The organism is Klebsiella planticola, from assembly GCF_000783935.2.
Taxonomy (GTDB): domain Bacteria; phylum Pseudomonadota; class Gammaproteobacteria; order Enterobacterales; family Enterobacteriaceae; genus Klebsiella; species Klebsiella planticola.
Map to the genome: position 1 here is coordinate 4,569,083 of NZ_CP026047.1, position 24,290 is coordinate 4,593,372.

Annotated in this window: 29 protein-coding genes; 2 read left to right on the forward strand and 27 right to left on the reverse strand. The window is 54.4% G+C overall.

The features are described 5' to 3' along the window. Positions 1 to 15: 15 nt before the first annotated feature. The 24 genes from MC50_RS21940 to MC50_RS22055 all read right to left on the reverse strand — a co-directional run bounded on the left by MC50_RS21940 (position 16) and on the right by MC50_RS22055 (position 21,204). On the reverse strand, positions 16 to 780 hold the full coding sequence (locus MC50_RS21940; protein ID WP_190306311.1) for a TadE/TadG family type IV pilus assembly protein: 765 nt from the start codon (positions 778 to 780) through the stop codon (positions 16 to 18). A 29-nt stretch (positions 781 to 809) separates the two neighbouring features. After that, complete coding sequence (tadF, locus tag MC50_RS21945) at positions 810 to 1,415, reverse strand: tight adherence pilus pseudopilin TadF (protein ID WP_127913558.1); 606 nt, start codon at positions 1,413 to 1,415, stop codon at positions 810 to 812. Beyond that, complete coding sequence (locus MC50_RS21950) at positions 1,393 to 1,818, reverse strand: hypothetical protein (protein WP_047664935.1); 426 nt, start codon at positions 1,816 to 1,818, stop codon at positions 1,393 to 1,395. Before MC50_RS21950 ends, tadF begins: the two co-directional genes overlap by 23 nt. A gap of 89 nt (positions 1,819 to 1,907) precedes the next feature. Further along, the gene (locus MC50_RS21955; RefSeq protein ID WP_032696134.1) at positions 1,908 to 2,333 is read right to left on the reverse strand and encodes an A24 family peptidase; all 426 of its coding nucleotides are present in this window, start codon (positions 2,331 to 2,333) and stop codon (positions 1,908 to 1,910) included. A gap of 54 nt (positions 2,334 to 2,387) precedes the next feature. After that, positions 2,388 to 2,783 (reverse strand): hypothetical protein, encoded by a 396-nt coding sequence (locus tag MC50_RS21960; RefSeq protein ID WP_032696133.1) that lies wholly within the window; start codon positions 2,781 to 2,783, stop codon positions 2,388 to 2,390. After that, a complete protein-coding gene (locus MC50_RS21965; protein ID WP_047664936.1) occupies positions 2,776 to 3,249 on the reverse strand; it encodes a roadblock/LC7 domain-containing protein in 474 nt (157 codons plus the stop codon). The genes MC50_RS21960 and MC50_RS21965 overlap by 8 nt, the downstream gene beginning before the upstream one ends. After that, on the reverse strand, positions 3,249 to 3,809 hold the full coding sequence (locus tag MC50_RS21970) for a GTP-binding protein (protein ID WP_223306627.1): 561 nt from the start codon (positions 3,807 to 3,809) through the stop codon (positions 3,249 to 3,251). Before MC50_RS21970 ends, MC50_RS21965 begins: the two co-directional genes overlap by 1 nt. A 44-nt stretch (positions 3,810 to 3,853) precedes the next feature. Next, a complete protein-coding gene (locus MC50_RS21975) occupies positions 3,854 to 4,219 on the reverse strand; it encodes a roadblock/LC7 domain-containing protein (RefSeq protein ID WP_032687582.1) in 366 nt (121 codons plus the stop codon). A gap of 31 nt (positions 4,220 to 4,250) precedes the next feature. Next, positions 4,251 to 4,712, reverse strand: coding sequence for a hypothetical protein (locus MC50_RS21980; protein ID WP_032687580.1), 462 nt, complete (start codon positions 4,710 to 4,712; stop codon positions 4,251 to 4,253). Between the two features lie 35 nt (positions 4,713 to 4,747). Continuing rightward, a complete protein-coding gene (locus MC50_RS21985; RefSeq protein ID WP_052135804.1) occupies positions 4,748 to 6,052 on the reverse strand; it encodes a tetratricopeptide repeat protein in 1,305 nt (434 codons plus the stop codon). After that, a complete protein-coding gene (locus MC50_RS21990; protein WP_032699780.1) occupies positions 6,040 to 6,885 on the reverse strand; it encodes a type II secretion system F family protein in 846 nt (281 codons plus the stop codon). Before MC50_RS21990 ends, MC50_RS21985 begins: the two co-directional genes overlap by 13 nt. A gap of 7 nt (positions 6,886 to 6,892) precedes the next feature. After that, positions 6,893 to 7,798, reverse strand: coding sequence for a type II secretion system F family protein (locus tag MC50_RS21995; protein ID WP_080718632.1), 906 nt, complete (start codon positions 7,796 to 7,798; stop codon positions 6,893 to 6,895). Further along, positions 7,795 to 9,084, reverse strand: coding sequence for a CpaF family protein (locus MC50_RS22000; RefSeq protein ID WP_032699779.1), 1,290 nt, complete (start codon positions 9,082 to 9,084; stop codon positions 7,795 to 7,797). The genes MC50_RS21995 and MC50_RS22000 overlap by 4 nt, the downstream gene beginning before the upstream one ends. Positions 9,085 to 9,140: 56 nt before the next feature. Continuing rightward, entirely contained in the window at positions 9,141 to 10,280 is a 1,140-nt protein-coding gene (locus tag MC50_RS22005; RefSeq protein ID WP_102990884.1) for a hypothetical protein, read from the reverse strand. Positions 10,281 to 10,315: 35 nt separating this feature from the next. Continuing rightward, the gene (locus MC50_RS22010) at positions 10,316 to 11,728 is read right to left on the reverse strand and encodes a type II and III secretion system protein family protein (RefSeq protein ID WP_047664937.1); all 1,413 of its coding nucleotides are present in this window, start codon (positions 11,726 to 11,728) and stop codon (positions 10,316 to 10,318) included. A gap of 65 nt (positions 11,729 to 11,793) precedes the next feature. Further along, positions 11,794 to 12,666, reverse strand: coding sequence for a hypothetical protein (locus MC50_RS22015; RefSeq protein WP_032699771.1), 873 nt, complete (start codon positions 12,664 to 12,666; stop codon positions 11,794 to 11,796). Positions 12,667 to 12,762: 96 nt separating this feature from the next. Next, complete coding sequence (locus MC50_RS22020; protein WP_032699770.1) at positions 12,763 to 12,996, reverse strand: Flp family type IVb pilin; 234 nt, start codon at positions 12,994 to 12,996, stop codon at positions 12,763 to 12,765. Positions 12,997 to 13,790: 794 nt separating this feature from the next. Next, entirely contained in the window at positions 13,791 to 14,489 is a 699-nt protein-coding gene (urtE, locus tag MC50_RS22025) for an urea ABC transporter ATP-binding subunit UrtE (RefSeq protein WP_046852461.1), read from the reverse strand. Between the two features lie 9 nt (positions 14,490 to 14,498). Beyond that, positions 14,499 to 15,296, reverse strand: coding sequence for an urea ABC transporter ATP-binding protein UrtD (urtD, locus tag MC50_RS22030; RefSeq protein WP_047664938.1), 798 nt, complete (start codon positions 15,294 to 15,296; stop codon positions 14,499 to 14,501). Next, a complete protein-coding gene (gene urtC, locus MC50_RS22035) occupies positions 15,296 to 16,369 on the reverse strand; it encodes an urea ABC transporter permease subunit UrtC (RefSeq protein ID WP_047664939.1) in 1,074 nt (357 codons plus the stop codon). Before urtC ends, urtD begins: the two co-directional genes overlap by 1 nt. Further along, entirely contained in the window at positions 16,369 to 17,934 is a 1,566-nt protein-coding gene (gene urtB, locus MC50_RS22040) for an urea ABC transporter permease subunit UrtB (RefSeq protein WP_047664940.1), read from the reverse strand. The genes urtC and urtB overlap by 1 nt, the downstream gene beginning before the upstream one ends. A 138-nt stretch (positions 17,935 to 18,072) precedes the next feature. Further along, positions 18,073 to 19,344 (reverse strand): urea ABC transporter substrate-binding protein, encoded by a 1,272-nt coding sequence (gene urtA, locus MC50_RS22045; protein ID WP_004862326.1) that lies wholly within the window; start codon positions 19,342 to 19,344, stop codon positions 18,073 to 18,075. A 175-nt stretch (positions 19,345 to 19,519) separates the two neighbouring features. Continuing rightward, positions 19,520 to 20,623 carry a cobalamin-independent methionine synthase II family protein gene (locus MC50_RS22050; RefSeq protein WP_047664941.1) on the reverse strand — a complete coding sequence of 368 codons (1,104 nt, stop codon included), beginning with the start codon at positions 20,621 to 20,623 and terminating at the stop codon, positions 19,520 to 19,522. 188 nt (positions 20,624 to 20,811) lie between these two features. Next, complete coding sequence (locus MC50_RS22055; RefSeq protein ID WP_032687560.1) at positions 20,812 to 21,204, reverse strand: rhodanese-like domain-containing protein; 393 nt, start codon at positions 21,202 to 21,204, stop codon at positions 20,812 to 20,814. A gap of 68 nt (positions 21,205 to 21,272) precedes the next feature. On the opposite strand from MC50_RS22055, the gene ftrA reads away from it, so the two are divergent. Both ftrA and MC50_RS22065 read left to right on the forward strand, forming a co-directional pair. Continuing rightward, positions 21,273 to 22,286 carry a transcriptional regulator FtrA gene (gene ftrA / locus MC50_RS22060; RefSeq protein ID WP_047665606.1) on the forward strand — a complete coding sequence of 338 codons (1,014 nt, stop codon included), beginning with the start codon at positions 21,273 to 21,275 and terminating at the stop codon, positions 22,284 to 22,286. 53 nt (positions 22,287 to 22,339) lie between these two features. Beyond that, on the forward strand, positions 22,340 to 22,555 hold the full coding sequence (locus tag MC50_RS22065; protein WP_004862336.1) for a DUF4177 domain-containing protein: 216 nt from the start codon (positions 22,340 to 22,342) through the stop codon (positions 22,553 to 22,555). A 335-nt stretch (positions 22,556 to 22,890) separates the two neighbouring features. Here the strand turns inward: MC50_RS22065 and MC50_RS22070 are convergent, their stop codons facing one another. The 3 genes from MC50_RS22070 to MC50_RS28935 form a co-directional block, all read right to left on the reverse strand. Beyond that, positions 22,891 to 23,199, reverse strand: a complete 309-nt coding sequence (locus MC50_RS22070) for a S24/S26 family peptidase (RefSeq protein ID WP_047664942.1) — start codon at positions 23,197 to 23,199, stop codon at positions 22,891 to 22,893. 1 nt (position 23,200) lies between these two features. After that, positions 23,201 to 23,440 (reverse strand): hypothetical protein, encoded by a 240-nt coding sequence (locus MC50_RS22075; protein ID WP_044352523.1) that lies wholly within the window; start codon positions 23,438 to 23,440, stop codon positions 23,201 to 23,203. Positions 23,441 to 23,837: 397 nt separating this feature from the next. Beyond that, positions 23,838 to 24,254 carry a site-specific integrase gene (locus MC50_RS28935; protein ID WP_047664943.1) on the reverse strand — a complete coding sequence of 139 codons (417 nt, stop codon included), beginning with the start codon at positions 24,252 to 24,254 and terminating at the stop codon, positions 23,838 to 23,840. Positions 24,255 to 24,290: the final 36 nt, after the last annotated feature.

Sequence of the window (24,290 nt, forward strand, 5' to 3'; positions counted from 1 at the left end):
ACCAAAAATCCAGATCTACCCCTGCATACTTTGGCAGGAACTTGCCAACATATGAACAACCAAAATTTCCCCCCCCCCAGCAATATTCTCTCCAGGAAGGATGACTGATACACCAGCAGTAAAGGGAATAATTCCTACGGTATTAGTCACTGAGTCATCATTTAAAACCTCGCCAATAAACTCCGTGACAACTTTACGTAACAACTCGATTCTGGTCAGTCCTGGCTCTGAGGACGAACTTAACATCGATCCTGAAAAATCCAGCACCAGCGCATAGTCCGTCGGGTACTTTATCTCTTCAAATGTTTTTCTGACCACACCCGCGCCGCTGTCGGCACGAATATCCACCGCGGAGTCAAAACCGACCTCTTGCTGCGCGCCGATTATTGGCCGCATGCTGGCTTTCCCGCTGGCGGTATAGTCCACGGAGTCAAGTTTGCCAGTTTCCGTCGTGCTGTAGTTCACTCCTACCGCAACGGTCAGATCGTTTTTGGCGATCGTCGCATCCGGCACATAGTAGGACAGGTAGTTATGCAGTAGCGTAATATTCTCCGCCTTATCCGCGGCGGTGCTATTGCGGTTATCGACCATGGCCACCGCCAGTACGCCCTGATTAAGGCCATCCGCCAGCCTGGCGCGACTGCTCTGTAAATTAGCGCCATCATACGCCACCGAATAGAACATCATTAACAGCGGAAACATAATGGCAAACATCACGGTTATCGCGCCGTACTCCTGACGCAAAAGACGTACGATAAACCGTAAAAACCGGCTTCGCATAATTTTCACCTCGCCCATAAGGAACGGTATTAACGCGGGATCACCGCATTGCTGATGGCAATATCGCCGATCTCTATTCCGACGCTATTCAGCGCGCGTTTAAACATGCTCTCGCCGCCCGGCAGGCATATCGTCACCTGATAAACCGGCAGCCAGCGCCCTTTCGTATCCCACGGCGACAGATCCGCAATCTGCGTACTGGTTATCGCAAGTCGGCTGCGACAGCTCCCGGTCCCCTGGGACAAAGACTGGGTATTCAACACGTTTTTTTGCGCCTTACTGCCGCTGGGTTGAAAAAAGACGGCCTCCACCACCAGCTGATAACGGCTGCCTGCCAGGCGGCTCTCCTCCAGTAAAACGCCGGCCAGTTCGTAGAGGTCACTGACTTCCTGCTGGCTTAGCTCCTCTTTTTCACCGTAAAAGTCGGACCTTTCGCGCACAACGCTGGCCAGCGAATGGGTTACCCGTTCGAGGTAGCTTTTATTCAGAAAGACGGCGCTGAAATCCACCAGCAGCGCACACAGCAAAAAAAAGACGACGAAGTACAGACCGGCCTCAATCGCGACGGATCCACGATCGTCGCGCAAATAGCGTTGTATAGCGCCCATCGTTTTACTCATCATTTTCTGTCTCACGCTGAAATTCCTGTACCAGTAAAATCTTGCGGCTCAGTTCACGGATGACACTTTGGGAAGGAAAGAAAAAAAACAGCGGCTGATAATCAGTGGTCACGCTATAAAATGCCAGCGGCTTATTGCGCGCATCCGTGGTGGTGCAGGCGTGGTTAAGCACCGCAGAAATACTGTCACACCAGGCCACCGACAGCTCGACATGGACATCGCGTGAAATCAGCGGCCAGTCCGCCATACGTTTATTTATCTCATCATTAAAATAGTGCTGATAGTTTTCCGGCACCCGGGTAATAGCGGCAATGTGCCCCGACTCGGCGATAATCAGATCCAGCGCCGAGGAAATAAAAACCACCCGGCACATCTCAGCAATAAAAAGTATCGAAATAATAAAAGGAATAAACACCATGGAAAATTCCATAGCCGCTACGCCGTGTTCATCACATAAATAACGACGCAGGCCGCTTGTTATCTTTGTTAACATACATTCACCAATGGTTATACCCACGCCTGTAGCCAGTACCCGCAGCTGATGGCCAGCGCATATGGCACCGTCGCGCGTTGCTCGCGGGCGAAGAAATAAAAATAGAACAGGCTGGCAAGAGAGACGGGAATACCCGCGATGGCCGTCAGCAGCAAAAAATTACCGGTCTCCGGTACTGACAGCGCCACCGCCAGCGCGCACACCAGCTTAATATCCCCGGCGCCCATCAACTTCACCATCACGGCGATAAAACCCAGCGCCAGCAGGATGCCGGGGAGAATGAACGCCGGATATGGCATATGCGTAAATCCTGCGAGACAGGAGAGCAGCAGTATCAGCAGCGTGGCCCGGTTAGGAATCCGCCGCCAGCGGATATCCATATAGCAAATATAGATAAGCACTCCGCTAATACCGGCAGTCAATAGCCAAACGATATCCACGATAATCCTCGCTCTCCGCTCGTCATAAAAATATGATTTTAACCGCGTCACTTTTTATTCAGTGGACGGGTTCTCGAGCACCGTCATGTCATTATCTTCCGGGCCCGACAGAGTGCATGTCTGGAGCCAGGAAAAATAAGTGGTTACGCTCTCCATGATTTTGCTGTCGCGATCGTAAAGCACTGGAGCCAGCGCAATAGCATCGCTAAGAATATCGGCAGCCGTTAATTCAACCGCCTGCTGCAGCAGAAGCGGGAAAATATCTTGCGGAACCGGCCTCTCTTTTTGCAACTGGCAACTCAGCGAGTGTAGCCATTGGTGATACCAGTTCAGGCGCTGCTGAATTAACTCTGCCCTGTTATCCAGTACCGGTGTAACGGAAATAAAACCACAGCTCATGTCTGCCGAGCATAATCTGACGGCGAAGGACATTGTTAACGGATCATTCATAATCATATTCCTGTGGCGGCGGCAGATCGGGCTGCGCATGGCAAATCTCAGCAATGGCCGCCGCCAACTGGCGCAGAAGCCAGAATAGTTGCCCGAGGGGCTCCTGCGCGGAGGCCACCACGGTCAGACATAATGGAAAACGCTGCGTAGCGACCTGCCAGAGCAGGATATTGTCCCTCTCGCCCTCGACGGTGATGGCCTTCTGCCCTCCGGCATCGATTTCATTCAGCATCGCGACGCCCACCCCGAGCAAGGAGCTGGTCATCGCCGCGATTTTATGTAACCTCCCGGGGTCCTCTTCTTTGAGCACTGCCGCGACTTCGTAACCATCTGCGGTCGCCACCAGTAGCTCCCCCATAACGGGATAGTTCCGGGCAAACTCGAGCAGCAGTTGCTGAATCTGCTGGCTGAGTTCAGTAGACAGGGTACCGGCATCTTCAATCGCAAAAGGAAGTATGCTTGTCATCAGGAATAAACCTCTTCATTTCTTGCACGCTCAAGCTGGCAAAACAGCACCTTGAGCAGAAATAAAACCCTTTCCGGGCTGCGTGCATCCAGCGTAGCGACCGGAAAGCACAGACCTTCCTCCCGTAGCAAGCGCTGGTATTGTTCAATATCAGGTAAGGGGGACAAATCACACTTAACGATGCCCAGTAGCACGATCGCATTCCCCGGCAACGGGCCGGATTTCAGCGCCTGCAACCAGCTGCGAGTCTCCGCCAGCGGGTCAGGCCGGTGATTATCGGCCAGCAGCAGAATCCCCGCGCTGCCGCGTTCCAGGATATCGCGCATAAACGTGAAGCGTTCCTGCCCCGGAGTGCCGTAAAGCCGCATCCGGTTTTGCCCCCCAGGAATAGTCAGTTCGCCGTAGTCAAAACCCACGGTGGTGGTTTCTTTCTCTGCCACAACGCGGTCCGAGGCCCGTACGTCCGTTGACACGACGTTGATTTCACTGACACTACGGATAGCCGTGGTCTTACCTGAACCGCTGCGCCCTACCAGGATCACCTTATAGTCTTTCATCATCCCGAACCTTATGTCCTCCGCCGGCTTAACGCCGGCGGGGTTACTTATAAAATGACGATGGCCTCTTCGACGTCCGTCACTTTGCGTCTGGCCAGCGCCAGATTTCCATTGCGGCGATCGAGAATGGTATAAACGAATACCCCATCCACGGCCCTCACCGGTCGGAGTATGTGGTACTGTTTACCCAGCGTAATCAGGATGTCTTCCACCTCATCTCCGGTAGCCATTAATTTCAGCATCTTGATATTGGCGCGCAGAACGTCAGTAATGGCCGCGGCGGCAATTTCGACATCCAGACCGGCGGAGCCCACGCCGTGCAACAGCATGCCATTACGCGCATCGACCAGCGCCGCGCCCAGCGCACCATCAAGGTTAACCAGTCCATCGAGTAACTTTTCCATTTCAGCCATTATTTTCTCCTGTCATTTCATTCTGTTGTAATTAATCAGTGACCTTTAAGTCATGAAGAACTTCTTTAACATTTGCCAGCAAGATATTGTCGATAGAGAGCCCTTCGACCTTCAGTTTTAATATCTGGCACCATGGCTTCATGCCCGGCGTATAGCAACTGACCACCGCATGAACCTCTGAGGTCAAACAGAGTTCCTCATTGATAGTCGCATGCAGCGTATATTTATCGCCGACGCGGAAACGTTCGGTTCCCGGCTGCGCAAACTCGTGGATAATAACCGGAGAGTATTCCCGCAGCGCGACAATCTCAGCGTGTGATTTTTCCCAGTTCAGTACGCCTGGAATAATACTGTCAGTGGTTTCCCAGGGGCGGGGTAACGACATATCCGGCCTGTTGCGATAGCCGCGTAATACTCCATCCGCGCCGATCATCAGATGCGTGACGCCCGCCGGTACCTGCACCAGCAGATCTTTGTATTCATAAATTTTCATAATAATTATTTCCGTATAAAAGCAGATCCGGCGGTTCAGCCGTAATAAATATTAAATACCAGTCGTTCCCCTGGAATCTTACCCGCGGCGATGCGGAATACCTTCGATTTGGCCAGTGAGTGGGTAAATTCAAACTCAATTAAAACCGCATCAGTTTGATTCTGATAAAACGTCAATTTGTTGATGTTAGGGTATTCCCTGGGAATATCGTTCGCCGCCCGCAGCAACGCATGCCCTAGCCTGACATTCTGTAATTCAAAAATACGCTTATTTTTATCCGCGCTGGGAAGTTCACGGAAATTAATGGCATGCTGCGATTCCAGCGTCATGCGGAAATAGCCGGGATGGCGCCCGGAGCGAACCGCAGAAACGTCTTTCAGACCGCTGGTTAACGACAGCGAGGCCTTTTCCGGCAGCCCTGCCGGCTTCACCGTCGGCTGATTATCCAGCAGCCGGGCGATCTCATCCTGAGCGGAGACCGGACTACGTCCAGCGGCAGTGGTGCTGACTACCGGCGGTGCAACGCCGGCCTGCGCAGCAGATTTCACCGCTGGCGCAGCGCTTTTCGCCACCGTCACCGGAGCCGGGGCTGAAGGCGCAGCGGACCGCACCAGTGGACGCGGATTCACTTTCGCCAGGGCTTCCATCAGCCCTTCGCTACGGTCGGCCATCTTTTCCTGCTGCAGGATACTTTCGGCACCGTTAAAGTCCTGGAGCTTCACCAGCACGTAGACGAGGTTATGCAGCACTTTCTGGCTCGCATGCCCCCTGCCATAAAGAGAAAAAAGATAGTCTCTGGCAGTGGCGTAATCGTTTTGCATGATGGCCAGCATCGCCAGATTGTTAATCACGATATCGTCATCAACAAAGCGCTGCCTCGCTTGATTAAACGCCCGGGCGGCGCCGCTAAAATCGCCATCTTGCGCCAGCAGGATCCCCTGCATATTCCAGGCCTCCCCGCTTGTGGGGTTCTGCCTGAGCACAGCGGAAACCATCGCCTGCGCATCGCTATAATTCCCGAGCTCCATCAGATTTTTACTGGCCAGTAATAACGCCCGCTCATCAGGATTGTTGGCGATCAGCGGCTGCAAATACTGGCGGGAAGAGTCGAAATCCTCCGCCAGATAATAGTATTCCGCCAGCTGGTACCGGGTATCTTTATCCTCTTTACGGCTGAGCTTTTCACGGTAAAGCTTGATCAAGCCATTATAGTTATTGACCTTACTGAGAATATATTCACGCTGGCTATCATTGAGTTCACCACCGCTGCCGGTTTGACTCTGGCATCCACACAACACAAAGAGCGCCAGTAACGCCGTAGGAGAGATTAATTTGACCATATTGACACCATCCCGATAATGCCTGGCCCCGCAACGATAACCAGCAGTGGAAACATAATGAAAGCGATCATCGGCAACGTCATTTTTGCTGACAGGCTGGCCACCTTCTCTTCCGTATGCAGCAACTGCAGTTCGCGCATCTCTTTCGACAGATCGATCAACACCTGATATATCGACGAGCCATATTTAATACTCTGCTGTAAGGTCGAACACAGCATCCTGACCTCCGTCCCCGGCACCTCCTCATAAAGCTGCTCCAGCGCGGCGTTAATCCCGTTGACCTCCGTTTTGAGCATCGCCCGGTCAAACAAGGTGGCGATATTGGGATTAATGGCATAGGTATTGTCGGCGATATAGCGTAAGGCTTTTTCAATGGTCATCCCGGACTGCACGCAGACTGCCAGCATATCGATAACAAATGGCAGGTCATCAGAGATCCTTTTCATATGCTTTTTGATGGTCATCTCTTTAAGCAGATTAGGTAGCAAAATAACGACAACGACTACAGATAAAATACAAAGAAATAAAATATCCCGGGAAAATGTATAGATCCCTGAGACGTCAATTAAAAACAAAAGCATCGTGAGCGCTAATGCAGTTAATGCCTTGGCAACAATATTCTTATCCAGCATCGCGGTCCATGAGACGAGGCGACTGGTTTTCCTCATTATTCGCTCAACCGGCGTCGTATTATCCTGCGGGATAAAAGCGTACTGCTGGCTGCTCTGCTCCAGCAGGTGATAAATACGCTCCCGGCGCCGTTTTAGCAGCCAGACCCGCGTTAACCCTCCGGCGCCCAAAACCAGCAGCGTCAGCGCAATAATATAAAACATATGCCACCTATATTTTATTCATCATCATCCAGACAATCAGCAGTCCCAGCAGAATGCTGCAAATGGCGTAATAGAGCATTATCTGGCCCGTCGGGTGGTGCAGTAAAATGTCGAAATTAGCCGGCGACTGGTATTTCATAAAGAAAAAGAAAAAAATGGGAATCGCCGTCAGGATCTTAATTGACATGCGGACTTCTGACGTCATGGCGTATTTTTTCTTCTCCAGCACCCGGGCGTTCGAGATCAGCGTGCCGAGACGCGACATCACCTCTTTGACCTGACCCCCGCCTTTCATATTCAGCTGTACGGTAATGATGAAAAAGTAGTACTCACTAAACGGCAGGCGTCGCCACGAGGCCATAAACACGCTTTCCACATCCTCGCCAATTTCCAGGCGTTGGGAAATCTGTCTGAACTCATCCCCGAGCACGCCGTCAATTTTTTGCCCGCACTGCTCAATCCCCTGAATAACGGAGTTACCGGCGCGGATTGAGCTGTTAATAATATTCAATGCTTCCGAAAACTGAGCATCAAATTGCAGGCGCATTTTTTTCTTGCTGTTGAGATAGAGACCGTACAGCGTCAGCACAAAGAATGCGGGATGGATAATGGCCGGACTCAGGTTCAGGTAATTCTGGTTAACGTACAGGCTGGTGGCCTGGACCAGTAGCAGAATCAGCCCGTGGCGCAAGGCGGTACTGCGCTGTTTGCCCAGCAGATGAAGACGCATATCGCTCATCATGCGTGATAACCAGCCGCCCAGCGGATTACGCATCAGCCGCCTCGTCAGCTCCACCCGGTTGCGGGCGGCGTCCGCCTGCTGCAAACGGTGCATACGCTTCTGCTGGCGATACCACAGCCCCAGCTGGATAACCCCGGCCAGCAGCAGAAAGCTAAAAATGATCATCATCATGGCATCCGGTTCCCGAACAGTTGTTTTAAAGGCTCAAGCAGGCTGTGTACCAGCGCCTGGCGGTAAACCGCCGAACGCTGCAGCAGCCCAAAACAGGTAAACGTCCCCTGAATCTTGCCGTACTCGTTGCGATCCGCGTCGGCGCCGAAACTGAAAATGTCCTGCAGGATAATATTGTCCCCTTCCATACCCATCACCTCGGCGATATTGATAACCTTGCGCGAACCATCCGGCAGGCGCGATACCTGGACGATGATGTTGACCGCCGAGGCGATATTGCGGCGTATAGCCGCCAGCGGCAGCGAGGCGCTGGACATCATGATCATGCTCTCAAGACGCGCCAGCGCATCGCGCGGCGAGTTGGCATGCAGGGTGGACATTGAACCATCGTGACCGGTGTTCATGGCCTGCAGCATCTCAAACGCCTCCTCGCCGCGGCATTCGCCGACGATGATCCTGTCCGGGCGCATACGCAGCGCATTCACCACCAGGTGGCGCATATTCACCACCCCCTGGTTTTCCGAACCGGCCATTCGCGTCTCAAGGCGAACCACGTGCGGCTGCTGCAGACGCAGCTCCGCGGCATCCTCCAGCGTAAGCACTCGTTCATCTTCATTGATGTACTGCGACATCGCGTTAAGCAGCGTGGTCTTTCCCGACCCTGTTCCCCCGGAGACGATAATGTTGACCCGGCAGCGGCTGGCGATGACCAGAAAATTGGCCATCATTTCGTTCATACTGCCGTACTCCACCAGGTCGGCCAGCGATTTCTTGCCCTTGCCGAACTTACGAATGGAGATCGACGCGCCATCCAGCGCCACCGGTGAAATCACCACGTTCAGGCGGCTGCCGTCCGGCATCCTCGCGTCCACCAGCGGCTGGGAATCATCGACCCGGCGCCCCACCCGCGAAACCAGTCGCCGGGCGATATCGGTGAGCTGAACGTCGTTGAGGAAGCGTTTATCGACCTGTTCAAGTTTGCCGAAACGCTCGACAAAAATGCGATCCGGACCGTTAACCAAAATATCGCTGATGGTGTCGTCTTCCATTAATTCCCGCAGCGGGCCGTAGCCGGTGATCTCATCGGTAACCAGCTCACACAGATCGTGACTGGCGCGGGAGGATAAATATCTGCCGCTGCTGTTCACCTGCCGCGTGATCACCTCACTGATTTCACGAAACAGCGCATCCCGGTCGTGGCGCAACGCATCAACCCGTTCTAAATCAACGCTCTTCAGCACCTGCTCGCGAAAATAGAGCAGGGATTCAAAGCTCTCCGTATCCATCGCTTTCGTTATCCTTAAAAGTTATGTCCCCGCCGTGCGGCGAACTCCGCTGTCCGTTACGACTTACGGTCGGGACGTAATGTGAATAACGATGGAAATAGTCTTCTCTTTGCCGTTTCCTGTTCTGATTTACCCAGCAGGCTCTGTGCGGCAAAACGCCACAGCGGGGTGGCCGACAACGGTTGGTTTTTCTTCACGTTCCACGGATTGATCACCGCCAGCGGGTATCCCAGATACTGCTCAATGTCATCATTGCGCAGCTCATCGCCGTGCATAGGGTGATTCTCATTGAGACAGATGAAAACCCGCAGCTCTTTGCCGCCACGCGACAGGTCGACACGCTGCTTCTCATCCAGTAAATACTTCGCCACCCGCAGCGCGCTCAGATCGCGGTTAATAACCAGAATCAAGGTGCTGGATTGCGTAAAGACCGTCTCAAGATGCTCGTAGGGCTGGGCATAGACACCGTGATCGAACATCACCAGATTGAACGCATTAAAGTGACTATCCTCATAGGTCCAGGCCGCATTCAGCGGTTCAATTCGCACGGATTGATGGGGCCCCATCGCCGTGATCGCCCCGTCTCTGGGCAACGTGCGGGAGGTGATTAAATCAAGATCCCGGCTGCCGCTGGCGCCCTGCACCAACAGCGAGGGGATCGAGGTCTGCATACCGATGGCCTGAAACAGCTGCCAGGCCACGGTCGTGGTACCCGCGCCGCCTTTGCAGCCCAACAGGCTGATTTTCATCATGCTGCGCATCGCCAGGGCGCTGTCAGGCTGCTGAAGCTGCCCGGCCAGCTGCGCCAGCTGGGACTGAATATGCAGATAGCAGACGCCGGCGCTCATCAGCGCCTGGGCAAAAGCAATCGAGTCATTGCGGCCGAGAAAGACCTGACGCGCGCTGGCAGGGATCAGCAACGTGGCCGTTTCACATATCAACGTGACGTCATTGCAGCTGCCGATATCAATGATCACCGTCGCGGCACCGCGTAAAATGCTGTCGTCCTGCAGCGCAAAAAAATCAAGCGGGTGGCTGATAACGTTATTAAAGTTATTGATTAATAACAAACTGCAAATATCGGAGAGCATCTCTTTATCGGGGGAGATGACCATAATTGACTGCCCGGCCCCCTTTTTCGCTTTATGCGCGGCTTCTGGCTCGCTTTTCTTTTTGGCATCCGAAAACAACTTCATCTTTCACTCCAGAATATTTTAATGACGCGAGACGGTTAGCGGGCAAAGCCGCCCTGTTCCAGAAAGCGTCCGGCATCACTATTTAAACGGTCTTCGCGCATTTTCTGGTCGACGCCGACATTGAAGAACAGTTTTTCCACCGAGCTGCGGCGAAAGGACGGCAACGACATTTTGCGGGCTGCCGCTTCTGCCTGCGGCTTCACCAGATTCACCGTGGCGAAGACCACCAGTTCGCTTTTGCTTCTTTCGGTCATCGAGCTGCGGGCCAGCGCCCCAAGAACCGGGATATCGCCGATAAACGGCACTTTGGTGAGCGACTCTTTATCCGCCTCGCTTAATAAGCCGCCGATGACGAAGCTGTCGCCATCCGCCAGCTCGATGGTAGAGCTGGAACGTCGGGTGCGCATGGTGGGGATCTGATAGTCGTTATAGGCGTATGAGCCGGTGACGCTGCTTAACTCATTGGAGACATACAGACGTATCTTCTGCCGTTTTTCGACCTTAGCGGTGATATTCAGGCGAATACCGTACTCTTTATACTGCACGGTGACCGAGTCCTGATCCTTGACCATAATCGGAATTTCGCCGCCCACCAGGAAGCTGGCGGACTCTCCGGAAAGCACGGTGAGGTTCGGCTGCGCCAGCACCCGGGCAATAGCGTCATTTTTGACTGCGTTAATCAGGGTGCTGATATTTCCGGCGTCAAAACCGCGGCGGAAACCCAGCAGATTAAAGACCCCAGGACTGTTGGTGTTGATACCGTTATTTCCGCCGCCGTTGATGATGCTGTCCAGCGTCAGGCTGCTCCACTCGATGCCCAGGTTGTCGGTAAACTCTTTGCTGACTTCCACCACGGTCAGCTTGACGTTGACCTGGTTCGAGGACGGAAGCTGTAAGCGGTTAATGACGTTGTCATAGACTTTGGCGACCGCAAAACGGGCGTTTTCACTGCTCTCGTTGCCGCCGTTGCTTTTCCCGCCGCCATCTCCGGATCCCACCAGGCTGCCGACCAGCTGATAGACCCCGTCGCGGGTCTCTTCATCGGGCACGGTGCCGCTCAGGATCCACGTGGCTTTATCGGCATTCTGGAAGCGTTTCACCTCTACCGTACTGCCGGGATATTCACGCGCCACGCGCTGGCGGATATCGCTCAGAAACGGGTCAACATCCACGCTGAGATTCATCAATATTTTCGCCTGCGCGCCATAGACCACCAGTTCGGTGCTGCCCAGCTTGCGGGCATACAACACGATATTTTTATCGTTGACGATTTTGTAATCGGCTACGGCCGGGTCTGACACAAACACCGTATTAACGGCGCTGGCGAAGCGCAGCGTTTTCGATTGCCCGGGTTTGAGATTGACCACCTCCGCCCAGGCCCCCAGGGAAAACGTGCAAAACACCAGCAGCACAAACAGCCTTTTAATGCAGTACAATCGTTGAGTCATGTTTTAAAATATCCCTGTATCCGGGGGTCCATGGTGTTATAAGCCACCTGACGTCAGGCGGCGATTTAGCCTCGAAGCTCGTTAATTTCTGAGGCGAGCTTTGCAGGAACGGGAGGTAGATTAAAAATCACGTCGTCGCTGACCGGCCACGCCGCCTCCAGCGATGGGAGCGCAATGGTCGATTTCCCCTCCGGGGAGGTTGCCGCCGGGAACAGGAGAACATTCGCCAGTTCACCGCCCAGCCCTTTCAGCATCTTGACCTCGCGATCCTGCAGCTCCACCACCAGCTGACTCCCCTTTTCCACCACGCTGACGCCGTTATTGACCACCGTTTTTGCCGGGCGAATCGCCAGCACCCGCTTATTACCCATCAGCGGTTTCAGACGGTTATAAAGCTGATTTTTTTCCCTGGACTGGTCGGCGCCCACTTCCAGGGTATCTTCATGTTTGGGGTATATCCGGCGATAGGAGAGATAAATATCCACGCCCTGCCCGGCCTTGACGTTATTTAATAAATAGTTGTCTGCTTTGTTTAACTCGAAGGTGTAGAGAATATTTCCCGGCTGTAAAAACAGACTCAGATACTCATCGCTGCCCGGCTCCACCAGTAATCCCGGCAAAATCCATGAATTCGCCGGCACCGTGTTTTTTAACGCCCAGTTATCGAGGCTTTTACCGATGAGATTAAACTGAGCGTCGCTACTGCCGACCTCAACCGTCATGGTTTTAATCTGAAAGTCCCCGGCCCGGAGTATTGTTCTGGCATCCAAATCACGGGTAGCTATCGCCACGCTGATGGTCTGCTGCGGTTTTTTTTCTGGCTGACTGGCCTGCAGAGGAGCAGCCGTGCGGGATTGATTAAAATAGAAAAACAGCCCCAGAATACCGACAACGATCATCACCACATAAACCAGCAGACCGCCTCTTTTCATATTCATTGTTATCCACTTTGTTCTGCCAGAAATACTGAAATCATCTCTGAATACAGACATCACATCCTATGATGCCTGTATCATTATTAGATGTTCCAATAATTAGTTATTGACAAGGTTAGTTACCTTCGTTGTGACCGCTGAGAACACAGAAGTCAGCGTTGTTTGAACGGAGCCACCCGTACCAAATACCACTGAAACAACGGCGGCCACGCCAGCGATGACAATCGCGTACTCAACGGCGGTGACGCCTTTTTCATTACGTTTGAAATCATGAATGCATCCAGCAACACAGGTATAAGCAGCCAGATACTTGTCATAAACACGATTTAGCATTACCAGTTTCCTTATTTAACCATCATTCAATATTTAAATTTATATGTCGCCCAAAATATATTCATAGAAAGAATTAATCTTTCGCTCATTGATATTCTCCGGGCGACAGAAGAATAGCCTGTTAATTCTGTCGCCAGCTAATATTTATAATCGATCGATTTCAGTCCGGTTAATAGCCAAAAGCTATCATTTAACATATAACGATCGTTTTAATCGATCGTTATAGGCAAAAAATGAGTATAAGAGACAGACGAACTACTTATAAATCAGGCGTTATGCGGCGGTATTTCTCGCAACAAAATTGCAGCGGCTAGCGTTTATTTTTAGCGGGTGATTTCATAATAAACACACAATTCAACAACCATTACATTCGATAGAAATCAACATTTGGTATTTAGCGCTGGCTTTGACGTTAAATTCGCAGCTTAAGTACATTTTCGGCAGGCGCAGGAGTGATTTATCGCTTACAATATATGGCGGATATTGATGCCTGCCACACATATAAATAACAAATAATTAAAACAAAGAAAACTCCTAAAATGATGAATAATAATGAACGAGCGAGCCGCAGAAATTAATCAAAGGGACGGCGCAATTACCGCCCTATCATCAACGGAGTCATCTTATAGAGAGCAGACAGATAAGCAAACTGAACGACTAACAATGAAATATACTGAGTTTTATACTTAATGCAGAATAAATGGCGAACAGACAGCCGTTCATTATAGGATGGGTATGTCGAAAGCACACGGGCCTTGCCTCAATGCGACAAAGCCCTCAATCATGCCAGCCCTTTAAATCGTCACCATGCCGCGCACCCCTTCCGCTTCCATATCCGCGCCCTTTCCATGCTGAATAATCGCCCCGCGCGACATCACCAGATAGCGATCCGCCAGCGCCGCGGCAAAGTCATAAAACTGCTCGACCAGCAGAATGGCCATATCGCCACGGTTCGCCAGTTGACGGATCACTTCGCCAATCTCTTTGATGACCGACGGCTGAATACCTTCCGTCGGTTCATCGAGGATCAGCAATTGTGGCCGGCTGGCCAGCGCGCGGCCAATGGCCAGCTGCTGCTGTTGACCGCCGGAGAGATCGCCGCCGCGCCGCTGTTTCATGGTTTTCAGCACCGGAAACAGCTGATAAATTTCTTCCGGTACCTGCCCGGCGTCCCTGGCCGGAAACCGCGACAGCCCCATCAGCAGATTCTCTTCCACCGTCAGGCGAGGAAAGATTTCACGCCCCTGCGGCACATAGGCGATACCGGCCTGTACCCGCTGGTGCGGTTTACGCTGGGTAATCGTTTTCTCCTGCCAGATGACTTCGCCGCTGCGTGCCGGAATCAGCCCCATCAGGCACTTCAGTAAGGTGGTTTTACCCACGCCATTGCGTCCCAGCAGACAGGTGACCTCGCCTTGCCGGGCCTCAAAATCAACCCCACGCAGAATATGGCTGCCGCCATAATATTGATGTAACTGATTAACCTGTAACATTCGCTCTCCTTAACGACCGAGATACACTTCAATCACCTGCTCATTCGCCTGCACTTCGCGCAGCGAGCCCTCTGCCAGCACCTGTCCCTGATGCAGCACCGTGACCCGGTCAGCGATAGTTTCGACGAACCCCATATCGTGCTCCACCACCATCAGGGAATGTTGCCCGGCCAGGGTGCGGAACAGCTCGGCGGTATACTCGGTTTCAGCATCGGTCATCCCGGCAGCGGGCTCATCCAGCAGCAACAGATGCGGCTCCTGAACCAGCAGCATGCCGATCTCGAGAAACTGTTTTTGCCCGTGAGAAAGCAGCCCCGCCGGGCGCGTACGTTCGCCATCAAGACGCAGCAGGCGCAAAATGTCGCTGATGCGGTCCTCCTGCTCGCCGTTCAGCCGCGCCCGCAGGCTGGCCCAGACCGACTTATCGCCTTTCAGCGCCAGCTCAAGGTTTTCAGCGACGGTCAGCGCCTCAAACACCGTCGGTTTCTGAAACTTGCGGCCGATCCCCTGGCGGGCGATAACGATAGGGTCAAGTCCGAGCAGGTCGATGGACTGGTCATAGCGCGCCCTGCCGCTCTGCGGCCGGGTTTTGCCAGTAATGACATCCATCAGCGTCGTTTTCCCGGCGCCGTTCGGCCCGATAATGCAGCGCAGTTCGCCCACGCCAATCTGCAATGAGAGATCCGTCAGCGCCTGGAAACCATCAAAATTGACGTTGATGTTCTCCAGCTCCAGTACCGGGTCGGTCTGCGCGCGAAAGCGGTCCGTAGGCTGCTGGCGGGTAAACAGTCCTTCATCCGGTTGCATTAGCGGTCTCCTTTGCGTAGCAGGCCAATAACCCCGCGAGGTAAAAACAGGGTCACAATGATAAAAATCAGACCAAGGAACAGCTGCCAGTACTCCGGCATCGTGACGGTGAACAGGCTCTTCGCCCCGTTCACCAGCCCGGCGCCAAGAACCGGACCAATTAAGGTGCCGCGTCCACCCAGCGCCACCCAAATAGCCGCTTCAATGGAGTTGGTCGGCGACATTTCGCTGGGGTTAATAATGCCCACCTGAGGCACGTACAGTGCGCCTGCCAGGCCACACAGCACCGCCGACAGCGTCCACACCAGCAGCTTAAATCCGCGCGGATCGTATCCGCAGAACATCAGCCGGTTTTCCGCATCACGCACCGCCGTCAGGATCCGGCCGAATTTACTCTGCGCCAGCAGATAACCGATCCCTAACGTCAGCAGCAGCAGTAAAACCGTGACCATAAATAGCGCTGCCCGCGTGGTGGTCGCGGTAACGGAATAGCCAAGCAGCGTGGTGAATCCGGTAAAACCGTTGTTGCCGCCAAAACCGGTTTCGTTACGGAAAAAGAGCAGCATGCCGGCGTAGGTCAACGCCTGGGTCATAATCGAGAAGTAGACACCTTTGATTTTAGAGCGGAAAGCAAACCAGCCGAAGACTAGCGCCAGCAGCCCCGGAACCAGCACCACCAGCAGCATCGCCCAGGCAAAGTGCTGCGTTCCCCACCAGAACCACGGCAGCTCGCTCCACGACAGAAAAGACATGAATGCCGGCAGACCGTCGCCCGCCGCCTGGCGCATCAGATACATCCCCATCGCATAGCCGCCGAGGGCGAAAAAGATGCTGTGGCCCAGCGACAGCATACCGGCGTAGCCCCAGACCAGATCCAACGCAACGGCGACAATGGCGTAACAGAGGATTTTACCGCTCAGGGTCAGCAGCCAGGTGGAGACCGCCAGCGGATGCGATTGCGGTAGCAGCGCCAGAAACGGCATACTCAGCAGCCCCAGCACCAGGAGCACGCCGAGCCATTGCAGCGGCCGCGGCGCCTTACGCGCTAATGTTAAGGTAATTGGTTGGCTCATCAGTCAATAACCCTCCCTTTTAAGGCAAACAGCCCCTGCGGACGTTTCTGAATAAACAGGATGATCAGCACCAGGATCAGGATCTTGCCCAACACCGCCCCGAGCTGAGGTTCAAGGATTTTGTTGAAAATGCCGAGGCCAAAGGCGGCCACCACGCTCCCCGCCAGCTGGCCGACGCCGCCGAGCACCACCACCAGGAAGGAGTCGATGATATAGCCTTGTCCCAGCTCCGGGCCGACATTACCCAGCTGCGACAGCGCCACCCCACCCAGCCCGGCGATCCCCGAACCGAGACCAAACGCCAGCATATCCACGCGCCCGGTCGGCACGCCGCAGCAGGCCGCCATCGCCCGGTTCTGCGTCACCGCCCGTACGTTCATGCCTAAGCGGGTTTTATTGAGAATTAACCAGGTGAAGAACAGCACCAGCAGCACAAAGCCCAGCACCGCCAGGCGGTTCCACGGCAGGATCAGGTTCGGCAAAACCTGCAGACCGCCGGAGAGCCAGGCCGGGTTGGCCACTTCCAGGTTCTGGGCGCCGAACAGCATGCGCACCAGTTGGATCAGCATCAGGCTAATCCCCCAGGTAGCCAGCAGCGTCTCCAGCGGCCGGCCGTAGAGATGACGAATGATAGTGCGTTCCAGCGCCATGCCGATGCCGCCGGTTATCAGGAAGGCGACCGGCAGCGCGACCAGCGGATAAAAAGCCAGCCACTGCGGCGCCAGCTGGGCCAGCGCCTGCTGCACCAGCCAGCAGCTGTAGGCACCGATCATCAGCATCTCGCCGTGCGCCATATTGATGACGCCCAGCAACCCGTAGGTGATGGCCAGCCCCAGCGCCGCCAGCAGCAGAACCGACCCCAGCGACAGCCCCATAAACGCCTGGCCGAGAATATCGCCGAGCAGCAGACGCTGTTTAATCTGACTCAGGCTGTTTGCCGCCGCAGCGCGCACGCGGGCGTCAGGCTCATGCTGACGATCGGTATAGGGAATCAGCAGCGCCTGGGTATCCGGATCCACCGAGTGGCCGAGCTGCTCAACGGCAGCCAGCCGTCTGGCGCTGTCCGGGCTGGCAAGCTGCAGACGGGCCAGCGCAATGTCCAGCTGCGTTTTCACGCCCTCATCGGTTTCAACCGCCAACCGTTGTTGCAACAGCCCCGCCATTTCCGGCGTAGCCTCCCGCTGTAGCGTTCTGACGGCGGCCGCTCTTTCCGTGACACTGTCACTGACAAGCAGATGGGTGGCCAGCGCCCCGGCGACCAGATTACGCAGACGGTTGGTGAGGCGAACCGGTTTTGTCGCCCCTTGTGGAGAGTGCGCGGCTCCCAGCGCCTGCTGCTGGCTGAAGGCGTGGCCACTGTCGTCCGCCACCAGGGTTTCCGCTTTCAGCGCCCGCAGCAGCGGCAGTCGCTGGGCGTCCGGCGCGGCAGCCCACTGTTCCAGCAGGCGCGCCTGCTGGGTGCGGTTGGCCGCCACAAAATCATCCGCGTCCGCTGCCTGCGCCCGCCACGGCACGATCATCACCAGTAGCGCGAGGTAATACCCCACTATGCGCCATGTGCTCATGAGTATCTCCTTGTGTCATTTCCCCGTTAACGCTAACGAGGGTCGCGCGGGATTCCGGGATATCCCCGGTGGCGCTGACGCTTACCGGGGCGACTTATGTCGCCCGGGCAAGCGCATGCGCACCCGGGAGAGAGGCGCTTAATTCGCGGCAGTTTTTATTGGATGATCGGGTTTCTTATCGTTGCCCGCGATCCACGGGCTCCACGGCTGGGCGCGCACCGGCTTATCGGTCTGCCAGACGACGTTGAACTGCCCGTTGCTTTCGATTTCGCCAATCATCACCGGTTTGTGCAGATGGTGATTAGTCGCGTCCATGGTCAGAGTGAAGCCCGAAGGGGCGTTGAAGGTCTGGCCGGCCATCGCTGCCCGCACCTTATCGACATCGGTGGTCCCCGCCTTGGTTACCGCCTGGGCCCACATGTGCAGCCCAACCCAGGTGGCTTCCATCGGATCGTTAGTCACCACGGTGTCGGCATTTGGCAACTTGTGGGCTTTGGCATAGGCACGGTAATCCGCCACGAACTGTTTGTTGGTCGGATTATCGACCGACTCAAAGTAGTTCCACGCCGCCAGGTTCCCCACCAGCGGTTTGGTATCAATACCGCGCAGCTCCTCTTCACCGACCGAGAAGGCCACCACCGGCACATCGGTGGCCTTCAGCCCCTGGTTGGCCAGCTCTTTATAAAACGGGACGTTGGAGTCGCCGTTGATGGTAGAAACCACCGCCGTTTTACCGCCGGCGGAGAATTTCTTAATGTTGGCCACGATGGTCTGGTAATCGCTGTAACCGAACGGGGTATAGACCTCTTCGATGTCCTTATCCTGGATCCCTTTTGCATGCAGGAAGGCGCGCAGAATTTTGTTGGTGGTCCGCGGATAGACGTAATCGGTGCCCAGCAGGAAGAAGCGTTTCGCCCCGCCGCCATCTTCACTCAGCAGGTATTCCACCGCCGGGATCGCCTGCTGATTCGGCGCCGCGCCGGTATAGAAGACGTTTGGCGACATCTCTTCGCCTTCGTACTGTACCGGATAGAACAGCAGGCCGTTCAGCTCTTCAAAAACCGGCAGAACCGATTTTCGTGAGACCGATGTCCAGCAGCCAAAGACCGCCGCCACCTTGTCCTGGGTTAGCAGCTGACGGGCTTTTTCCGCGAACAGCGGCCAGTTTGACGCGGGATCGACAACCACCGGCTCGAGCTTTTTCCCCAGCACGCCGCCTTTAGCGTTAATGTCGTCAATCGCCATCAGCGCCACGTCTTTCAACGGGGTTTCAGAAATCGCCATGGTCCCGGAGAGCGAATGCATAATCCCGACTTTAATGGTGTCGGCGGCATAAACCTGGAAAGAGTAGCCCATGAGAACGGTAGAGGCGGAGAGTGCGAAAGCTTTTAATAATGTTCGACGCTGCATGATTCACTCCTGAAAATCGCAAAAACGAAAAATGAATGAACGACTATCCGGAAGTGATAAGGCAAAAACGGTGCCAGGTTATCTGACGGCGGGAAAGCGCGCGACGGCGCGGCAGGAGAGAAACAGACAGGCAGCGTTGCCTCAAAACGGTGCAACGCTGCGCTATGAAGAGCGGTTACCAGACCTGAGCGGCGATCCCGGTGACCAGGCGGACTTTATCCCACTGCTGAGGTTCCGTCAGCGCGTTCCCCTCCTCGGTCGAGGCGAAGCCACACTGCGGGCTGAGGCAAATCTGCTGCAGAGCAACATACTGCGCGGCCTCCTGCAGACGCGCTTTCACTCCCTCCGGGTTTTCCAGCTCGCCGTTTTTGGTGGTGATTAATCCCAGCACGACCTGCTGCTTGCCCGGACGGATAAAGCGCAGCGGGGCGAAATCGCCGGAGCGGTCATTATCATACTCGAGGAAGAACGCATCGACGTTGACCCCGCCAAACAGCACCTCGGCAACCGGCTCATAGCCGCCTTCCGAGATCCAGGTGGAACGGAAGTTCCCGCGACAAACGTGCAGGCCGATGGTCAAATCGTCCGGTTTGCCTTCCAGAGCCTTATTCAGCACCCGGGCGTACGTTTTGGCCAGCTCGTCAGGATCGTCGCCGCGATCGCGCACCTGCTGACGTTGTTCATCGGAACACAGATAGGCCCAGACGGTATCATCGAGCTGCAGATAGCGGCAGCCGGCATCATAGAAGGCGCGAATGGCATCACGCCAGGTGGTCGCCAGATCGTCGAAATAGTCGGCGAGGTCCGGATAAACCGTGGCATCAATATCTTTACGCCCGCCGCGGAAATGGAGCACGCTCGGGCTTGGAATGGTCATCTTCGGCTGCGCTTCGCCGCTGACGCTTTTCAGATAACGAAAATCTTCCAGCATCGGATGATCGCCAAACGCCAGTTTGCCGATGACGCGAACGCCGTGTGCTTTGGTCTGCACGCCGTTGAACTGGATCCCTTTGTCGGAATCGTAGCGTTCAACGCCTTCTAAACCATCGAAGAAATCGAAGTGCCACCACGCGCGGCGAAATTCGCCGTCTGTCACCACGTGCAGCCCGCAATCACACTGCTGCCTGACCAGCTGGCGGATAGCATCATTTTCAATCTGGCGCAGCTGTTGTGCATCGATGGCGCCTTCGGCAAGCTGCTGACGCGCGACCTTTATTGCCTCTGGACGTAAAAAACTGCCGACGATATCTGCGCGGAACGGGGCCTGTTGACGTTGCATGGTGTCTCCTTAGCGGTAAGCACAATTAGTTGCCTGCCGTGATAGTTCATTATTTAAATTTTAGACTTCTGGATGGCTATATGTCCAGATACTGTCATGCACTGCCGTCAGCGGCAAACGAGAAAATTCATCGGACATGAAATAAATTCATTTAGCGGCCGGCTACCCGCAGAACCGGCCGCAGTGAGTTAGTCGGCGAAAGGCAGCCCCTCGTCCTGCCAGCCGGTGAGGCCGCCGAGCATCATTTTGACCGGACGCCCCAGTTCAGCCAGCTTGAGAGCGGCAATATCCGCACCGTTGCAGTGGGGGCCGGCGCAATAGACGACGAACAGCGTCTCAGCTGGCCACGCGCTCATGCGGCCGGCATCGATCAGGCGATGCGGCAAATGCAGCGCTCCAGGCAGATGCCGTCGGGCAAAGGTCTCCGCACTGCCGACGACGTGCAGCAGTACAAAATCGCACGCCCCGTCGCGCATCGCGCTGTAGACATCCGCGCAGTCGGTTTCAAAACTCAGTTTATGCCGGAACCAGGCGGCAGCGTCGGCGCAAGCGGCGGGGGTAAAAGCGGTTACAACACTCATGGCGTATTCTCCTTGTCTGTGGTACCACTAATTTAATGAATCCGCCCACTTATCCTCTGCCGGCAACCATGACAGAAAACGTTGAAATCCTGACAAACCCTCCCGTGACGTTGTCACACCATAAGGTCGTTGTGCTGGCCTACGATGGCCTGTGCACCTTTGAGTTTGGTATCGCGGTGGAGATCTTTGGTCTTCCCCGCCCGGAAATGGGCGATCGCTGGTACCAGTTCGCGGTCGCCGCCGTCGATGACGGTGAGCTACGGGCTACCGGTGGTATCCGGCTGATGACCGACGGCGGCATGAATTTGCTTCAGGATGCGCAGACTATCGTGGTTCCCGGCTGGCGCGGAATCGATGCCCCGGTCCCGGCGGCGCTGTGCGATGCCTTAGCCGCCGCCCATGCGCGCGGCTGTCGGATTATCTCAATCTGCTCCGGCGTATTTGTTCTCGCGGCGGCCGGGTTACTCAATGGCCGCAGAGCGACAACGCACTGGCGATACACGGAGAATCTGCGCCAGCGCTTCCCGCTGATTGATGTGGTCGACGATGTGTTGTACGTGGGTTCTGACGGCATGATGACCTCCGCGGGCAGTGCCGCCGGCATCGACCTGTGCCTGCACCTTGTGCGTGAGGATTATGGGATTGACGCCGCCAATACCGTGGCCAGACGACTGGTTGTCTCTCCGCATCGCGACGGCGCGCAGGCGCAGCAGGTTGTCCGCCCTGTCGCCCAGGCGCGGGAAAGCCAGCGCCTGGGGCTGGTGTTTGATTATCTGCATCAGCATCTTGCCGCCAGCCATACCGTGGCGTCGCTGGCGCAACAGGCGGGGATGAGTCCTCGCACCTTTTTACGCCGTTTTCAGGCGGCGACCGGTAAGACCCCTGCGCGCTGGCTGCTGGATGAGCGGTTGCAGCGCGCGCAGCAGCATCTGACCCATAGCCGCATCAGCATCGATAAAATCGCCGAACTCAGCGGTTTCGCCGATGCCGGCACCCTGCGCCACCATTTTCGCCAGCAGTTCGCTATCAGCCCATCCGCATACCGGAAGAAGTTTTCTGCCGCTGCGGTTGTAAAATCGTAGCAGGCGGTCACAATAGTTTGCCAATCGCTGTCATTACGCAAGGAGCCTGTCAGATGAAAAAAGAGTGTCGAGTCGTTCTGTACAAAGAGGGAATTCTGGGGAGCATGTTTTTTGGCGAAGCGAAAGCTGACCCGGAGAAAATGAGCCGTTTTCTCAATGAGTTCACCCTGCAGGGCTGGGAAGTCAAAACGATGTCCGTGGAGCGCCGCAGAACCGGACTGTTCTGGTCGCGCGAGGCCTATCTGTTCGTCCTTGAACGGCCACTCTAAACCCTCACCGCACTATTTATTTCACGCTGAAAAAGTTTTCCTGGTTAATTATTTGTTTAGGTTGACCAGGTTATTCTTTATGCAACAACCGTACACCACGTTCAATAAGGACTACTTAGCGCACACTAATCAATGATGGAGGTTAATCATGCTGGGAAATATGCATGTGATTATGGAGCAAAAATAAAATATCGTTACTCATCAATAAATTACAATAATTTCAAAAACTTAAAGAATCTCAATCAAAGACAAATGCGGACAAATGCGGACATTTCACTGCCCCAAATCGTGCCCCAAAAGCCATTTTGCCCCAAAACCTGCCCCAATTTTCGCTTTCAAATCGGGCAGTCATCCCGCCGCAGATCGTTAACCGAAAACGTCACCACGCCGTAAACCTCCACACCCTCACCCTCGATCGCTTCACCGTCTCTGGTGATAAACGAGCGCCCCTGCAGTCGACCAAAATCAGTAATTCCATCGTAGCGGATAAGTACGAAATCTCCCGGCTGCGGACGTAGCGACAAATCCAAGATGGCATAGCCGGAATCTGTTTTGACGATTTTGGAGTTGGCATCCACGCGGCACAGTTTCGTGACGGTCAGTGTATCCTCGATATAGTCAGATGCTGGAGACGGAAATCTCATATCACAGCCCTCCGTTCGGGTTGTAGAGCTGGAATGTGCGGTCGTCACCCTCTTGCGTGGAGACGTCTTTGAATGTCGTCACGTAACCCTCTATCCACTGATTGGCCTGCCGTGGCGACCAGTGCCAGTTTACTTTCTCCAGCTCCTGAAGAAACCGCCTGGTGGTGATGGTGCGCCTGCCGTTGGGCTCGATGACTATCGCCGCCCGGCAAGCGACCTCAATTTCGTATCGACGTGGCATGATCTGAACCTCTCAATAACACTGTTTTTATATACAGTAGATTCATTGAGAGATCTGATCAATACAGGTTGCAGCTATCGATCAGGCGCACCGACGCAACATAATGATTATTCAGAAGCAGGCAGGTACTTGTAGATAGTTTTCACGTCTACCCCTATTACATCGGCTACCGACCCAATGTTTTAACTGCTCAGACCAGAAATATCTGGAAGCTTTAGGCATATTCTTGGAAGATAGACGAGCGCAAAGACGCACACAGCAATGATGTTATGTAGTATTTCCCCCTTGAGTGTGCCTGCTCAAGGGGATTTTTTACCGCCGTATTGTACCGGCAAATATTTGAAAATAGTCTTACCCCCACACCGATCGCATCGGCCACACGCTACTGGACAGGCGCTTAGTCCGGTATGTTTCTCGCGCTACTACTGCTTACGTTAACGTCTGGTAATGATCTAGCGGCGCGACGTAAAGCGGCGTTGAAAGCAATTATAGTGACCGGCCGGCGATGGTACTTCACACGGTTAGAATGACTCTGAAATAAATAAACATCTTCTGGATAGCGTTCTCTTCTACGAGCAATCATCGCCTCTACTGGAGGGGTTGATTTAACACGTAGCTCCTTCAGGTGACCCTGTTTTCGTATCAGTATCAAGTCACCATCAATATCATCATATCGAATACTCAGCAGCCTTCCAGCGCTTAAACCCGTGTGAAAAATTAACGCCCACAAGTCAGCCCATGTATCTGAGATGGAAACAAGATTGCTGTTAATAGTTAAAAATTGCTCAAAACTTATTGTTTTCTTACCGTTCACGAAAAAACCAAACTGTTTTCAAAGCTGAATGAATTG